This is a genomic window from Mycobacterium sp. (assembly GCF_032159775.1).
GTDB lineage: Bacteria > Actinomycetota > Actinomycetes > Mycobacteriales > Mycobacteriaceae > Mycobacterium.
Genome location: NZ_JAVHWK010000041.1, coordinates 18,159 through 32,980 on the forward strand (window position 1 = coordinate 18,159; position 14,822 = coordinate 32,980).

At 65.1% G+C, this 14,822-nt stretch carries 11 protein-coding genes and 1 tRNA gene; 6 read left to right on the forward strand and 6 right to left on the reverse strand.

Features of this window, described 5'->3' with window-relative positions; all coding sequences use genetic code 11:
• Nucleotide 1: 1 nt before the first annotated feature.
• Both QOJ24_RS04290 and QOJ24_RS04295 read right to left on the reverse strand, forming a co-directional pair.
• Entirely contained in the window at nucleotides 2–670 is a 669-nt protein-coding gene (locus QOJ24_RS04290) for a response regulator (protein WP_526259439.1), read from the reverse strand.
• On the reverse strand, nucleotides 663–2,261 hold the full coding sequence (locus QOJ24_RS04295; RefSeq protein WP_526259441.1) for a sensor histidine kinase: 1,599 nt from the start codon (nucleotides 2,259–2,261) through the stop codon (nucleotides 663–665). Before QOJ24_RS04295 ends, QOJ24_RS04290 begins: the two co-directional genes overlap by 8 nt.
• 127 nt (nucleotides 2,262–2,388) lie before the next feature.
• Here QOJ24_RS04295 and QOJ24_RS04300 point away from each other — a divergent pair, with 127 nt between their 5' ends.
• The 4 genes from QOJ24_RS04300 to QOJ24_RS04315 are packed head-to-tail and all read left to right on the forward strand — an operon-like array spanning nucleotide 2,389 to nucleotide 5,801.
• Nucleotides 2,389–3,348: a Bug family tripartite tricarboxylate transporter substrate binding protein gene (locus tag QOJ24_RS04300; protein WP_526259461.1), complete on the forward strand. Its 960-nt coding sequence runs from the start codon at nucleotides 2,389–2,391 to the stop codon at nucleotides 3,346–3,348.
• Nucleotides 3,345–3,869: a tripartite tricarboxylate transporter TctB family protein gene (locus tag QOJ24_RS04305; protein ID WP_526259443.1), complete on the forward strand. Its 525-nt coding sequence runs from the start codon at nucleotides 3,345–3,347 to the stop codon at nucleotides 3,867–3,869. Before QOJ24_RS04300 ends, QOJ24_RS04305 begins: the two co-directional genes overlap by 4 nt.
• Nucleotide 3,870: 1 nt before the next feature.
• A complete protein-coding gene (locus tag QOJ24_RS04310; protein WP_526259445.1) occupies nucleotides 3,871–5,412 on the forward strand; it encodes a tripartite tricarboxylate transporter permease in 1,542 nt (513 codons plus the stop codon).
• The gene (locus QOJ24_RS04315) at nucleotides 5,409–5,801 is read left to right on the forward strand and encodes a universal stress protein (protein ID WP_526259447.1); all 393 of its coding nucleotides are present in this window, start codon (nucleotides 5,409–5,411) and stop codon (nucleotides 5,799–5,801) included. The genes QOJ24_RS04310 and QOJ24_RS04315 overlap by 4 nt, the downstream gene beginning before the upstream one ends.
• Here the strand turns inward: QOJ24_RS04315 and QOJ24_RS04320 are convergent.
• The 3 genes from QOJ24_RS04320 to QOJ24_RS04330 are packed head-to-tail and all read right to left on the reverse strand — an operon-like array spanning nucleotide 5,782 to nucleotide 8,920.
• On the reverse strand, nucleotides 5,782–6,096 hold the full coding sequence (locus QOJ24_RS04320) for a Rieske (2Fe-2S) protein (protein ID WP_526259449.1): 315 nt from the start codon (nucleotides 6,094–6,096) through the stop codon (nucleotides 5,782–5,784). The two genes, QOJ24_RS04315 and QOJ24_RS04320, sit on opposite strands and share 20 nt — an antisense overlap.
• Nucleotides 6,093–8,567: a nitrite reductase large subunit NirB gene (gene nirB, locus QOJ24_RS04325; RefSeq protein ID WP_526259451.1), complete on the reverse strand. Its 2,475-nt coding sequence runs from the start codon at nucleotides 8,565–8,567 to the stop codon at nucleotides 6,093–6,095. The genes QOJ24_RS04320 and nirB overlap by 4 nt, the downstream gene beginning before the upstream one ends.
• Entirely contained in the window at nucleotides 8,567–8,920 is a 354-nt protein-coding gene (locus QOJ24_RS04330) for a molybdopterin oxidoreductase (RefSeq protein ID WP_526259453.1), read from the reverse strand. The genes nirB and QOJ24_RS04330 overlap by 1 nt, the downstream gene beginning before the upstream one ends.
• 191 nt (nucleotides 8,921–9,111) lie before the next feature.
• Here QOJ24_RS04330 and QOJ24_RS04335 point away from each other — a divergent pair, with 191 nt between their 5' ends.
• The gene (locus QOJ24_RS04335) at nucleotides 9,112–10,536 is read left to right on the forward strand and encodes a nitrate/nitrite transporter (protein WP_526259455.1); all 1,425 of its coding nucleotides are present in this window, start codon (nucleotides 9,112–9,114) and stop codon (nucleotides 10,534–10,536) included.
• 110 nt (nucleotides 10,537–10,646) lie between these two features.
• Nucleotides 10,647–14,693, forward strand: coding sequence for a bifunctional nitrate reductase/sulfite reductase flavoprotein subunit alpha (locus tag QOJ24_RS04340; RefSeq protein ID WP_526259457.1), 4,047 nt, complete (start codon nucleotides 10,647–10,649; stop codon nucleotides 14,691–14,693).
• Between the two features lie 7 nt (nucleotides 14,694–14,700).
• Here the strand turns inward: QOJ24_RS04340 and QOJ24_RS04345 are convergent.
• Nucleotides 14,701–14,786 (reverse strand) — tRNA-Leu (locus tag QOJ24_RS04345).
• Between the last annotated feature and the right edge of the window lie 36 nt (nucleotides 14,787–14,822).

Here is a 14,822-nt window from a genome sequence, read left to right on the forward strand (position 1 = left end):
GTCATTTCACCACGCGGTAGCGCCGCTCTGGCCGACCGACGCCGTACTGCAGCCGGATCTCCAGCGTGCCGGTGCCGAGGTAGTGCTCGAGATAGCGGCGCGCGCTTACCCGTGAGATGCCAACGCGCTCGGCGCATTCCGCCGCGGAGACCTCACCGGCGCTCGTGACCGCATCGAGCACCAGGCGACCGGTTTCTGCGCCGAGACCCTTGGGTAGCGACGCCTGCGTCGACGGTGCTCCCTGGCTGCCGAAGAGCGAGTCGATCAGTGACTGGTCGACGCCATCGGCGGATTCCAGCGCATCGGCGCGCACGGCGAACGCCTCCAGCTTGGCCTTCAGCTGATCGAACTCGAACGGCTTGATCAGGTAGTCGGCGGCACCGCCGTCGAGGGCACCGGTAACGGTGTCCAGTTCGCGGGCGGCGGTGATCATGATGACGCCAACCCGGTCACCGTCGGATCGCAGTTGTTGCAACACGTCCAGTCCGGTCATATCCGGTAGGTAAACGTCAAGCAGGATGAGCTCAGGCTGCAGTTCGCGGGCCGCCGTCAGCGCTTCTGCGCCGGTGCGGGCCACGCCCACCGCGCGGAAGCCGTTGACCTGCTCGACGAACCTGCGATGGATCTCGGCCACCATGAAGTCGTCGTCGACGACGAGCACGTCACGCATGGGCGGCCTGCCTGGCCGTCACTGTCTCTGGCAACTTCACCACGAACAGCGCGCCGCCGGACGGGGCGTCGCTGACCTCGACGGTGCCCCCATGCTGGGCGGTGACCAGTCGCACCAGTGCCAGCCCGATGCCACGGCCGCCCGGCGCATCCGGCTTGGATGTCACACCCCTGGCGAAGATCTCCTCGCGAAGATGTTCGGGCACACCGGGTCCCGAGTCGGCCACTGAAATCGTCAGGGAATCCCGGTCATCGATTTGCACGGTCACCAGTGCGGGCTGCGCGCCCACCGAAACGTCGACCGCGTTGTCGATCAGGTTGCCGAGCAGGGTGATCACATCCGTCGCCACCGCAGGGGTCAGCGCAGCCAGATGCGAAGCCGTCGCGAGTTGTAGTGAGACGCCGCTTTCGGCCGCCAGCGAGGTCTTCGCGATCAGCAGCGCAGCCACCGCGGGGTCGGATATTCGACTGGTGACGGCGTCGTTGATTTCGGCGCGTCGCCGGGTGAGCGTCCCGACGAGGTCGCGGACAGAGTCGTACTCGCCGAGCTGGACGAGTCCCGAGATGGTGTGCAGCTGGTTGGCGAACTCATGGGTCTGCGCACGCAACGTGTCGGTGACGCTCTTGTGCGACGACAACTGGCCCTGAAGCGCCGCCAGCTCGGTGCTGTCGCGCATCGTCGTGACCGTGCCGATCACCTGGCCCTGACTGGTGGCCGACCGTCGGTTCAACGCCAATACCCGGGTGCGGGTGGCGATCACGACGTCGCGGCCGTCGTCTCCGGAGAGCAGGAATTCAACGACCGCGGGATCCAGGCCGATGTTGTCGACGCGCCGTCCGACCGCCTCACCGCCGACGCCGAGCAGCTCCTGGGCGCTGTCGTTGAGCAGCGTGACATCGCCTTCGTTGTTCACCGCGACCACACCCTCACGAATGCTGTGCAGCAACGCTTCCCGGTGGTCGGCGAGGCCGGCGATCTCGGCGACCTCCAACCCGCGGGTGTGCCGTTTGATGCGCCGGGACAGCAGCCACGACGCAAGCAGGCCGAGCACAGCGCCGAGACCGAGATAGAACAACAGCCGCTCACCCGCACCGCTCAACAACTCCCACACCGACGGATAACCCTCGCTCACCGATGCCACCGCCAACACATCGCCGTCGATGGACAGGATCGGCACCTGGCCGACCAGGCTGTGCACACCGTCGACGTCGTCATCGCCGAACCAGGCCCTGCCTTCATCGGCCCGGCTGGGTCCCAGGTCCATCCGCGAGCCGACGCGCGAAGGCTCCGACGAGACCCGGATAGTGCCGTCCGGATCGAGGATCTCAGCCAGGTCGGCGCCCGAGAGCGCTACACCGCGATCCACTTCCGGCGCGAGCACCTTGGCGGCGAACGGGTCGGCGAAGCGATCCCGGACCACGGGTGTGGAGGCCATGTTCTCGGCCACCGCGATCATCCGCTGACCCCGAACCTCCCGGAACTCGCTGGTCGACTGAGTCACCGAGACCGCCGCAACCGCAAACAGCACCACGACGACCACCAGCAGCTGGAAAACCAGGAACTGCCCGCCCAGGCTTCGCGACCAGGCCATGTACTTAATGACCAATACTTCCTTTGCGTTCTCATCAGTGACTTGGATCACTGATGTGCTCCAGTATTGCTGAGCATCACAACTGAAGTGATTGGGGACGATCTTGTTGGCAACCCGACAAAAAGCGATGTTGGTCATCGCGGTGATCGCGGCGCTGCTGCTCAGCGGCTGCGGCGTGACGCGTGGCGAGGAGGCGCAAGGGTTTCATCGGTTGCGCATGATGGTTCCGAACAGCCCGGGCGGCGGATATGACCTGACGGCGCGCACCGCAGTCAAAATCATGGAAGACGACGACATCACCGGGCGCATCGAGGTCTTCAACGTCATCGGCGCGGGCGGCACGGTCGCGATGGCCCGGCTGATGAACGAAAAAGGCAACGACGACCTGATGATGACGATGGGTCTCGGCGTCGTCGGTGCCACCTACACCAACGGTTCGAAGATCAAGGTGTCGGATGCGACGGCGATCGCCAAGCTGATCGAGGACCCCGGCGCGATCTTCGTTCCCGCCGACTCGCCGTTCAAGACGGTGACGGACTTCGTCGCCGCGTGGAAGGCCGATCCGTCCAAGGTGACGATCGGCGGCGGCTCGTCGCCCGGCGGCCCGGACCATCTGTTTCCGATGGAACTGGCCAAGGCTGTGGGCGTCAACCCGAAATCGGTCAACTTCGTCACCTACGACGGCGGCGGTGATCTGCTGACCGCGCTGCTCGGCAAGAAGATCACCGTCGGCACCTCTAGTCCAGGCGAACTCATCGACCAGGTGGAGGGCGGTCAACTGCGCGTGCTGGCGGTGTCCAGCGACAAGCGGGTCGAGGGCATCGACGCGCCGACGCTGAAAGAAGCCGGAATCGATCTGACCTTCGCCAATTGGCGTGGAGTCCTTGCGCCACCGGACATTTCCGACGATTCCAGAAACGCGATGGTGAAGGTGCTCGAAGAGTTGCACGGCACACAGCAATGGAAGGAGGCGCTGGTGAAGAACGGCTGGACCGATGCATTCGTGACCGGTGCAGAGTTCGAACAGTTCCTGAAGGACCAGGACGAGCGGGTTTCGTCGACACTCACCGAACTGGGGCTGCTATGACGACCACCGAAGAGCCACAGGAACACGCCATTTCAAAGACCGTCGACAAGGCGCAGTACCTGGTCTGCGTCGTGCTCGTGGTGGTCGGCGCGTTCCTGATCTATGACGCCGTGACGCTCGAAGCGGGTTTCGCGAAGGTGGATCCCGTCGGGCCCAAGATGTTTCCGATCGTCATCGGCGTCATCCTCATCCTGCTTGCCATCGTGTTGGCGGTCGCGATACCGCGCGGTTCGGTCGGTGAGGCCGACGCGGGTGAGGACGTCGACCCCAACATGCCGAGCGACTGGCGCACCGTCGGCATGCTCGTCGCTGTCTTCGTCGCCACCATCCTGTTGGTGAAGCCGCTCGGCTGGGCCATCACCGGAGCACTCCTGTTCGCCGGCGCGGCGACGATCCTCGGCAGCCGGCACTACGTCCGAAACATCGCCATCGGGGCGGTGCTCTCGGTGGGCAGCTTCTATGCGTTTTATTCCGGGCTCGGAATCCCGCTGCCCGCAGGCATTCTGGACGGAATTCTCTGACATGGAAAATCTTGACTGGCTGATTCAGGGGTTCGAACAGGCCGCAACCCCGATGAACCTGCTGTACGCGGTGATCGGAGTCCTGCTGGGCACCGCGGTCGGCGTGCTGCCGGGTATCGGGCCCGCCATGACGGTGGCCTTGCTGCTGCCCATCACCTACAACGTCAGCCCCAGTGCGGCCTTCATCATGTTTGCGGGCATCTTCTACGGCGGCATGTACGGCGGGTCGACGACATCGATTCTGTTGAACACCCCTGGCGAGTCGTCCTCGGTGATCACGGCGATCGAGGGCAACAAGATGGCGAAGGCGGGGCGTGCCGCCCAAGCGCTTGCCACCGCCGCGATCGGGTCATTCGTCGCGGGCACCATCGGCACGATCCTGTTGGCCGCGTTCGCACCGGCGATCTCGCGGTTCGCCGTCACCCTCGGAGCCCCGTCATACCTGGCGATCATGCTGTTCGCACTTGTCGCTGTCACCGCGGTGCTCGGCTCGTCGAAGATGCGTGGCGCGATCTCGCTGTTCCTCGGTCTGGCGATCGGCGTGGTGGGAATCGACTTCCTCACCGGCCAGCCACGGGCGACGTTCGGGATTCCGCAGCTCTCCGACGGCATCGACATCGTCATCATCGCGGTGGCCATCTTCGCCCTCGGCGAAGCCCTTTGGGTGGCAGCACATCTGCGCCGTCGCCCGTCCGAGGTCATTCCGGTCGGCAGGCCGTGGATGGGTCGTCAGGATTGGCAGCGCTCGTGGAAGCCGTGGCTGCGCGGCACCGCTTTCGGATTCCCGTTCGGTGCACTGCCTGCAGGAGGCGCCGAGTTGCCGACGTTCCTGTCGTATGTCACAGAGAAGCGGCTTTCCAAACACCCGGAGGAGTTCGGCAAGGGCGCGATCGAGGGGGTCGCAGGTCCCGAGGCGGCCAACAACGCATCCGCTGCGGGCACGCTGGTGCCCATGCTCTCGCTGGGGTTGCCCACCAACGCAACCGCGGCGGTGATGCTGACCGCGTTCGTCTCCTATGGAATCCAGCCCGGCCCAACTCTTTTCGAGAAGGAGCCGCTGCTGATCTGGACCCTGATCGCCAGCCTGTTCATCGGAAACTTCCTGCTGCTGGTGCTGAACCTTCCACTGGCGCCCCTGTGGGCCAAGCTGCTGCGCACCCCCCGGCCGTACTTGTACGCGGGCATCCTGTTCTTCGCGACGCTCGGCGCTCTCGCGGTCAACGTGCAGCCGTTGGACCTGGCCCTGCTGTTGGTGTTCGGGCTGCTCGGTTTGATGATGCGGCGATTCGGGCTGCCGGTGCTGCCGTTGATCATCGGCGTCATTCTCGGGCCCCGCATCGAGCGTCAGCTGCGGCAATCTCTGCAGCTCGCCGACGGCAACTGGAGCGGGCTGTTCACCGAGCCGGTCGCCATCATCGTGTACGTGCTGACGGCGGCGCTGCTGCTGATGCCGCTGGTGCTCAAGCTGATGCATCGAAGCGAGGAAACACTCCTGATCGTCGAAGACGACCGGGACCAGCAAGAGAAGGCGGCACAGTCGTGATAGTGGTCGGATACAGCGCGGACCCGTTCGGCCGCGCGGCGCTGGAACACGGCATCGCCGAGGCAAAACTGCGTGGCAGCACGCTGCGGGTCGTCAACGCGACCGCGGGCGACGCCTATGTCGACGCGGGATTCGCGCAGTCCGGCGAGGTGCACGACGTCGAGGACCACCTCGCGAATTGCGGTGTGGAGTTCGAGCTGACCCAACCGGTCGGAGTCGACACCGCCGAGGAGCTGCTCAAGACCATGGAGCGCGACGACGCCGAACTCCTGGTCATCGGCATCCGGCATCGCAACCCGGTAGGCAAGCTGCTGCTGGGTAGTGTCTCCCAGCACCTGCTGCTGGAATGCCAGAAGCCGGTGCTCGCGGTCAAGCCGAAGGAAGGTTGATTCGGATCGCTCCGCCGCTGACCTCCACCGGATAGCTGCGCACCGACATCCCGCTGCCCGTGGCCTCCGCTCCGCTGCACAACTCGAAGGTGTGGCCGTGCAGCGGGCAGACGACGACCGTGTCGTCGGCCAGACCATCGGCGAGGGGGCCGCCCCTGTGCGGGCACACCGCGTCGATCGCCCGTAGCGTTCCGTCGCGCAATCGGAACACCGCGATCTGGGAACCGTCGACGGCGAACGTCCGTGCTTCACCCAGCGGGATTTCCTCAACTGAGCCGACGGTAACCTGCGTCATCGCACCGGGACCCGGGGGAGAGCGATAAGCGGCAGCGACGTCCGGAATTGCCCCTCGGTGATGGGTTTCCGGCCGTCCTGCCATGGATCGCGGTAGGCGTCGATGGACTTCTGCATGTTCGTATCAAGTGTTTCGGCGATGCCCTCGGCGTCGTCGACGACCACTTCGCGGATTTTGTCGATCCCGACGCGTGGCACGAACGAGTATGTGCGTTCCAGCCAGTTCGCGTTCTCCCGATAGTACTGCAGGAACCGCCCGGTAAGTGAGATCACGGTGTTCGTGTCGTCGACGGTTGCCAGCAGGTCACCCTTGCGGATGTGCGCGCCCGCCGCACCCCCGACATAGATCTCCCACCTGCCGTCGCCGACCGCAACCACCCCGAGGTCCTTGCACAGCGCCTCGGCACAGTTGCGTGGGCACCCGGTCACGGCGAGCTTCATCTTCGCTGGGCTGGCCAGCCCCTGATAGCGCTCCTCGATGGCGATGCCCAGCGCCGTCGAATCACCGAGGCCATATCGGCAGAAATCAGTTCCGACACAGGTTTTCACCGTTCGGAAGCTCTTGCCGTAGGCATACCCCGACGGCATGTCGAGGTCGGCCCAGACCGCGGGCAGGTCTTCCTTGCGCACACCGAGCAGGTCGATGCGCTGGCCACCCGTCAGCTTGATCATCGGGATCGCGTACTTGTCGGCGACCTCGGCGATTCGGCGCAGCTGCCACGAGTTGGTGACCCCGCCCTTCATCTGCGGCACCACCGAGAACGTGCCGTCGCGCTGGATGTTCGCGTGCACGCGGTCGTTGACGAAGCGGGCGTCGCGCTCGTCGACGAACTCGTCGGCCCACATCGTCTCCAGCAGCGACGCCAAGGCCATCTTGGAGTTCGCATCCTCCTTGCCATCCGGCGCGAGTGCGGCGAACACGGAAGAAACCGAATGCAATCCCAGCTCGCGGACATGCTTCATCAGCGTCGGTTTGTCATAGGGAACGGAGGGCACATACCACGACGCCGACGGATCCTCGGTCGCCTCGCCGCCGGCCGCCCACGCCACGATTTGACTGACGAGTTCCTTGCACGACCCACAACCACTGCCCGCCTTGGTCTTTGCCATCACTCCGGTGACCGACGTCTCCCCGGCGCGTACGCAGGAGGCGAGCGCGGCCTTGCTGACCCCGTTGCAGTTGCAGACCTGCGCGTCATCGTCGAGCTCGGCGACACCGACGGCGACATCCGGCGTGCCGATGTCGAACATCAGCGACACCCGCTCGTCGGGTAACGGCAGACCGCTGTCGAACGCCTGCGTGAGGAAGGAGACCTTGCTGACATCGCCGAGGAGCGTTGCGCCGACCAGCTTTCCGTCCCTGATCACGATCGTCTTGTACACACCGTGCTTAGGTTCGGAATACTGCACGAACTCGTCGTCGGGAAGCGCGGGCGCCTTGAGGCCCATCGATGCGACGTCCACGCCGGCGACCTTGAGCTTGGTGGCGGTGCGCGACCCGTGATACGCCGCCGACTTGTCGGTGCCGGTGATGTGGTCGGCCAGCACACCTGCCTGTTCCCACAGCGGCGCCACCAAGCCGTACACCTGGCCGCGATGCTGCGCGCACTCGCCGACCACGTACACGGCGTCGTCGTCGACCGAGCGCATGTGGTCGTCGACGACGACGGCACGCTCCACGGTCAATCCCGAACGCTGCGCGAGTCCGACGTTGGGCCGGATACCCGCGGCAATCACCAGCATGTCGCAGTCGATGGAACTGCCGTCGGAGAAAGCTATTTCGCTCAGCTTGCCGTCGACGGCCCTCACCTCGGTGGTGCGCTTGTCGGTGTGCACGGTGATGCCGAGACGCTCGACCGACCGTCGCAGAATCGCACCGCCGGTGTCGTCGAGCTGTGCGTTCATCAGCGTCGGTGCTGCGTGGACGACATTGACGGCCATGCCGCGGCTCTGGAGCCCACGGGCCGCTTCGAGGCCCAGCAGACCGCCGCCGATCACCACCGCCTTCGTGCGGTTCTCGGCCTGCGAGATCATCCCCAGGCAATCGTCGAGAGACCGAAACCCGAAGACCCCGTCGGCAAGAGTCTTGTCGTCGGCCCACAGCCCGGCTATCGGCGGGAAGAAGGACCGGCTGCCGGTTGCGACGATCAAGTTGTCGTAGCGGGTCACCGTTCCGTCGTCGGCCTGCACCAACCGGGCATACCGGTCGATGCGCACCACCCGCACACCCGCCCGCAGATCAATGTCGTTGTCGCGGTACCAGTCCAGTGCGTTGAGGTAGATACCTTCCTGGTCGTTGATCACCTGGCTGCCCGCCAGCACATTGGACAACAGGATGCGATTGTAGTTGCCGTACGGCTCGTCACCGAAAACGGTGATGTCGAACAGTTCACCGCCACCGCGAGCGAGGATCTCCTCTATGGCACGCACGCCGGCCATCCCGTTGCCGACCACGACCAGCCTGCGGGCCATCAGACCTCCACCAAACCCAGATCGAGGATCACGGTGCCCACGCATCCGGTAGGGGCCGCCACGTACAGCTCGAGCACGGTGTCGGCGAGCAGATCCTCGACCACACGCAGCGCGACGTGTGTGGCGCCCTTGGCGGCGATGGGGAAATAGCGCATCGGCCTGCCGTCGCGGAACAGGACCACGGTGATCATTTCGTCGGTGGAGTTGCCGCCACGGAAGTAGACCGGCTGCGAAATCGCGCCTGCCGGCACGACATAGCGAAGGGAGTCGTCGATCAACAGTGGCTTGTCGAGCCCGTTGCCCTCGAAGTCGAAAGGGCCCTGCAGGAAACGCGGAATGCTGCCGTCGCTCATGCCTTCACGAAGCTAGGGCGCTCATGTTTCCGGTTCGTTTCAAGCAGAACACTGCCTTGATTCCGGTTGCGCACATCGTCGGCGAAAACCTATGTGAGTTGGTGTTGACCCCGACGACATAGCCGCGCAATAGCGAGGGAATGGCCAAGGCATAGACCTGGTGGGACCGATTCACCTAGGTGGGGAGCACTGTGTCGATTCTGAGCCGGAACCGCAACATCGAGCACTGGGACGCCGAAGACGTCGACGCCTGGGAGCAGGGCGGTAAGGACATCGCCAAACGCAATCTGATCTGGTCGATATTCGCTGAGCACGTCGGATTCTCGATTTGGTCCATCTGGTCGGTGATGGTGCTGTTCATGCCGCAGAACGTCTACCACATCGATGCCGCAGGCAAGTTCTATCTGGTGGCGGTGCCGACGCTGGTCGGCGCGTTCATGCGGATCCCGTACACGATTGCGCCTGCGAAGTTCGGCGGCCGCAATTGGACCATCGTCAGCGCGCTGCTTCTCCTCATTCCCACAGTGTTGACCTGGTGGGCGATGAAGAACTCCGGCACGTCGTACACGACGTTCATGGTGATCGCCGCATTCGCCGGCTTCGGCGGCGGCAACTTCGCCTCGTCGATGACGAATATCAATGCGTTCTACCCGCAGCGGCTGAAGGGCTGGGCGCTCGGACTCAACGCCGGCGGCGGCAACATCGGTGTCCCGGTGATCCAGCTTCTCGGCCTGCTGGTCATCGCGACGGTCAGCAACACCGCGCCGGAACTGGTCTGCGCCATCTATCTGGTCCTCGTCGCCTGCGCGGCGCTGGGAGCGGCACTGTTCATGGACAATCTGCGCAACCAGAAGTCCAACCTCAGCGCGCTCGCAGAAGCCCTGCGGTACAGGGATTCCTGGGTGATGAGTTTCCTCTACATCGGCACATTCGGTTCGTTCATCGGCTTCTCGTTCGCCTTCGGCCAGGTGTTGCAGATCAACTTCCTCGCAGGCGGTGACAGCGCCGCCCAGGCCGCCTTGCATGCCGCCCAGATCTCGTTCATCGGACCCCTGCTCGGTTCGATCGCGCGGCCCTTCGGCGGCAAGCTGGCCGATCGGATCGGCGGCGGGCGGATCACGCTCTACACCTTCGTGGCGATGATGTTCGCGGCGGGGATCCTGGTTGCCTCCGGGATGCTCGACGACGGTGCGGCCGGCGCCGCGACCGGCGCCCAGATGACCGGCTACGTCGCGGGTTTCATCCTGCTGTTCCTGCTTTCAGGCATCGGCAACGGCTCGACCTACAAGATGATCCCGTCGATCTTCGAGGCCAAGGCGCAGGATAAGGTCGACTTCACCGCCGAGCAGAAGGCCGCGTGGTCACGCCGGATGTCGGGAGCGCTGATCGGTTTTGCGGGCGCCGTTGGTGCCCTCGGCGGCGTCTTCATCAACGTCGCGTTGCGGTTGTCGTACGTCGGTGCGGCGAAGTCGGCGACCAACGCGTTCTGGGTGTTCCTCGCCTTCTATGTGATCTGCGCCATCGTCACATGGGTGGTGTTCCTGCGCATTCAGACTGTGCGCACCCGCTCCGGCGAGCCCGTCGGCCGCGTCGCGCAGCCGGCAGGCATGGCCTGACCTGCGCCAACTGATGCTCACCGGGTCAACGGCGTCGCGGTGAGCATCAGTTTTCCGCCCGCTAACGTGCGCGGAAAGATCCCGGAACAGGCCGTACCGACGATATGTACATGGTGACCAGGACGGCGTGTTCGTATTGCGGCGTCGGCTGCGGCATCGAAGTCCAGACGTCGACCGACTCGGGCACGGGCCTACCGGTCATCGCCCGGGTCTCGGGCGATCGGCTGCATCCGACGAACGCCGGTCGGCTGTGCACCAAAGGGGCCACCCACGCCGAGATGATGCGGGCCGACGACGGCAGGCTTCTCTCGGCGTTGTTGCGACCGTCGCGTACGGACGAGCCAGTCCCCACACCGGTCGACGACGCGATCGCAGAAGCGGGCCGACGTCTGCGCGCCATCGTCGACAAGCACGGACCCGACGCCATCGCGCTGTATGTGTCGGGACAGATGTCGCTTGAATCTCAATATCTCGCAACCAAACTCGCGAAGGGATTCCTGCAAACCAAGTATATGGAATCCAACTCGCGGCTCTGCATGGCTAGCGCAGGCACGGGATACAAGCAATCCCTCGGAGCCGACGGGCCGCCCGGTTCCTACGGCGATTTCGACGTCACCGACCTGTTCTTCGTGATCGGCTCCAACATGGCCGACTGCCACCCGATCCTCTACCTCCGGATGGCCGATCGGCTCAAGGCGGGTGCCAAGTTGATCGTCGTGGATCCCCGGCGCACCACGACTGCGGAAAGGGCCGACCTCTACCTGCAGATCAAGCCCGGCACCGATGTGGCGCTGCTCAACGGGCTGCTGCACCTGCTCGTAGAAGACGAGACGAACAGCGGCGCCATCGATTTCGATTTCATCGCCGAGCACACCGAAGGCTGGGACGTCATGCCCGCCTTCCTGGCCGACTACACCCCGGCCAGGGTTGCCCAGATCACCGGTATCGGCGAGTCCGAGCTCCGATTGGCCGCCGCCATGATCGCCGAAGCGGGCGACTGGATGACGTGCTGGGCCGTCGGGCTGAACCAGAGCACGCACGGCACCTGGAACACCAACGCCATCTGCAACCTGCACCTGGCCACCGGAGCGATCTGCCGGCCGGGAAGCGGGCCGATGTCGCTGACGGGTCAGCCCAACGCCATGGGCGGCCGCGAGATGGGCTACATGGGGCCCGGTCTGCCTGGTCAGCGCTCAGTGCTCTCGGAGCGCGACCGGGACTTCGTCGAGCAGGTCTGGGGATTGCCACCGGGAACCATCCGCCCAGAGTTCGGACCGGGCGCCGTGGACATGTTCGAACGGCTCGCCGCCGGAGAGATCAAGGCGTGCTGGATCATTTGCACCAACCCAGTGGTCTCGATGCCTAACCGCAGGACCACCATTGCGGGACTGGAAGCCGCCGAGCTCGTCATCGCGCAGGATACTTACCGAGACACGGCCACCAACCGGTACGCCGATATCGTGTTGCCGTCGACGCTGTGGGCCGAATCCGAGTTGGTCATGGTCAATTCCGACCGCACGCTGACATTGCTGCAGCAGTCGATTCCCGCGCCAGGTCAGACCCGGCCGGACTGGCAGCTGATCTGCCAGCTGGCCGGCGAACTGGGCTTCGGTGACCAATTCGCCTACTCGTCCAGCGCAGAGGTGTTCGACGAGATCCGCCGGTTCTCTAATACCGCAACGGGTTACGACCTGCGCGGCGCAAGCTATTCCCGGTTGCGTGAAACGCCTCTGCAGTGGCCGGTGCCCCCCGACGACGATTCGGATCGTCATCCGATTCGCTATCTCAACGACGGGGTGAGCCAGCACCTTTTCGTCGACGAGAACGGACACCGGCCGATGCTGGCCTTTCCGACGCCGTCGCGCAGGGCGATCTTCCACCCCCGCCCACACATGGACGCCGACGAGTTGCCCGACGACGACTATCCGTTCGTTCTGAATACCGGCCGGCTGCAACATCAGTGGCACACCATGACCAAGACGGGCCGGGTCGACAAGCTGAACAAACTCAACAGCGGGCCGTTCGTGGAGATTCACCCGGTCGATGCGGTGGCCTTCGAGATCGCCGACGGTCAGCCGGTCGAGTTGACGTCACGACGAGGCCGCGCGGTGTTGCCGGCGGTGGTGACCGACCGGGTGCGGCCCGGCAACTGCTTCGTGCCGTTCCACTGGAACGACGAACACGGCGAGTACCTGACCATCAACGCGCTCACCAACGACGCCGTTGACCCCGATTCGCTCCAACCGGAATTCAAGGTCTGCGCGATCAGCATGCGGCCCCTACACACCGTCGACGTCCCCGCCTCTCGTCACCCGGTCGCCGCGCAGCTCGGGCTGGCACAAACCAGGGCACCGAAGCTGGACCATCACGAAAAGCTCTATCTCGCAGGCTTCTTCACCGGTATCGCGGATGCCAAGGTCGGCGTGCCGGTGCTACCGGAGTCTGCACCCGTGCGCTCGGACGTGCGGCTGTGGATCGACGGCATGTTGGCCGGTCAGTACTCCAAGGGCGAACCGGTCGGCAGCCCGGCGCACAACGGCGATGCCGGCCCGCTGGTGCTGTGGGCCTCGCAGACCGGCAACGCCGAGGAGTTCGCGGCACGGGTGGCGAACATGGTTCCCGGCTGCCGGCTGGCCAACATGGACGACATCGGCCTCGACAAGCTCACAGCGGCCCGCGACGTTCTCGTCATCACCAGCACGTTCGGTGACGGCGGCCCGCCCGACAACGGCGCCGGTTTCTGGCAGCGGCTGGAATCGCCGGATGCGCCTTCCCTCAATGGTGTCCGCTACGCGGTGCTCGGCATCGGCGACCGCTCGTATGACAACTTCTGCGGACACGCCAAGTCGATCGACAGCAGGCTCGCCGACCTCGGTGCCACCCGGCTGCGCGACCGCACGGAGTGTGAGATCTACGACGACGAGCCGATGGACAGATGGGCGCAGGAGGTCACCGCGCTCGCGGGTGGCGCCGCGGGCGAACCGGTGAACGGCCAAGCGGGCGCAGTGACCACCATCGCCAGACCTGCCAAGGTCGCCGAACCTTTCACGCGCACCAGGCCGCTGCTCGCCCCGCTGTCGACCAATGTCCTGCTGTCGGGGCCGATGTCGGCGAAAGAGGTGCGACAGTTCGGTTTCGACATCTCCGCACATGACGTCTCCTACGCCGCGGGCGATTCCCTGGGCGTCTACGCCACGAACAGCGGACATGCGGTGGACACCTGGCTGAGCGCGACCGGGCTCGCCGGCAGGGAAGTGGTCGAGATCGACGGGCAGGAGCGCACGCTGCGCGACGCCCTGACATCCTGCTACGACATCTGTCGGGTGACCCCGGATCTGCTGCGGTTCGTCGCCGAGTCCTGTCCGGACCGCAATGCCGCCAAGGTGTTGCTCGCGCCGCGCGACAAGATTGACAAGTGGCTGGTCAACCGCAACGCCCTCGACGTCATCGGGGAGTTCGCCGTTCGCGCCGATCCCGCTCAGTGGCAGGAGGTGCTCGTGCGCCTCACGCCGCGGCAGTTCTCCATCTCGACCAGCCCGCTGGTCAGCCCGCACGAGGTGCAGCTCACGGTGTCGGTGATCCGGTACCGCGGAACCGACGGCGGTCCCCGTGGCGGGGTCGCGACCACTTATCTCGCCGATCGGGCCACCGAGCTGCCCGTGCCGGTGTTCCTGCAACGCTCACCGCACTTCCGGGTGCCCGAGGACGGCGCCGTGCCGATGATCATGGTGGGCCCCGGCACCGGCATCGCCCCGTTCCGCGGCTTCCTGCAGGAGCGCCGCGCCCTCGGCCACGCCGGGCGCAACTGGCTGTTCTTCGGCGACCAGCACCGCAGCGACAACTTCTACTACCGCGACGAGCTCGAGTCGATGGGCGCAGACGGGCTGCTCAACCGGCTGGACTTGGCCTTCTCACGTGACCAAGCCGATCGTGTCTATGTGCAGCACAAGATGCTCGACTACGGCGCCGACCTGTGGCGCTGGCTGGACGAGGGCGCGCATTTCTACGTCTGCGGGGACGCGTCGAGGATGGCGCGCGACGTCGACGCCGTGCTCACCCACATCATCAAGACGCACGGCGGAATGTCGGATGAGGCCGCCCACCACTACAAGCGCGAACTGGTCGCGCAGAAGCGTTACGTGCGCGATGTCTACTAAATATCGGTGTCCGAGGGGGGACTTGAACCCCCACGCCCGTTAATAGGGCACTAGCACCTCAAGCTAGCGCGTCTGCCATTCCGCCACTCGGACCTGGCCCCCAGACCAGCCGGGAGCAGCTAAGGCTAT

Excerpts from the sequence above, each read along its gene's own strand:
- QOJ24_RS04290 (WP_526259439.1), bottom strand. The coding sequence starts at position 670 with ATGCGTGACGTGCTCGTCGTCGACGACGACTTCATGGTGGCCGAGATC.
- QOJ24_RS04295 (WP_526259441.1), bottom strand. The coding sequence starts at position 2,261 with ATGGCCTGGTCGCGAAGCCTGGGCGGGCAGTTCCTGGTTTTCCAGCTG.
- QOJ24_RS04300 (WP_526259461.1), top strand. The coding sequence starts at position 2,389 with ATGTTGGTCATCGCGGTGATCGCGGCGCTGCTGCTCAGCGGCTGCGGC.
- QOJ24_RS04305 (WP_526259443.1), top strand. The coding sequence starts at position 3,345 with ATGACGACCACCGAAGAGCCACAGGAACACGCCATTTCAAAGACCGTC.
- QOJ24_RS04310 (WP_526259445.1), top strand. The coding sequence starts at position 3,871 with ATGGAAAATCTTGACTGGCTGATTCAGGGGTTCGAACAGGCCGCAACC.
- QOJ24_RS04320 (WP_526259449.1), bottom strand. The coding sequence starts at position 6,096 with ATGACGCAGGTTACCGTCGGCTCAGTTGAGGAAATCCCGCTGGGTGAA.
- nirB (WP_526259451.1), bottom strand. The coding sequence starts at position 8,567 with ATGGCCCGCAGGCTGGTCGTGGTCGGCAACGGGATGGCCGGCGTGCGT.
- QOJ24_RS04330 (WP_526259453.1), bottom strand. The coding sequence starts at position 8,920 with ATGAGCGACGGCAGCATTCCGCGTTTCCTGCAGGGCCCTTTCGACTTC.
- QOJ24_RS04340 (WP_526259457.1), top strand. The coding sequence starts at position 10,647 with ATGGTGACCAGGACGGCGTGTTCGTATTGCGGCGTCGGCTGCGGCATC.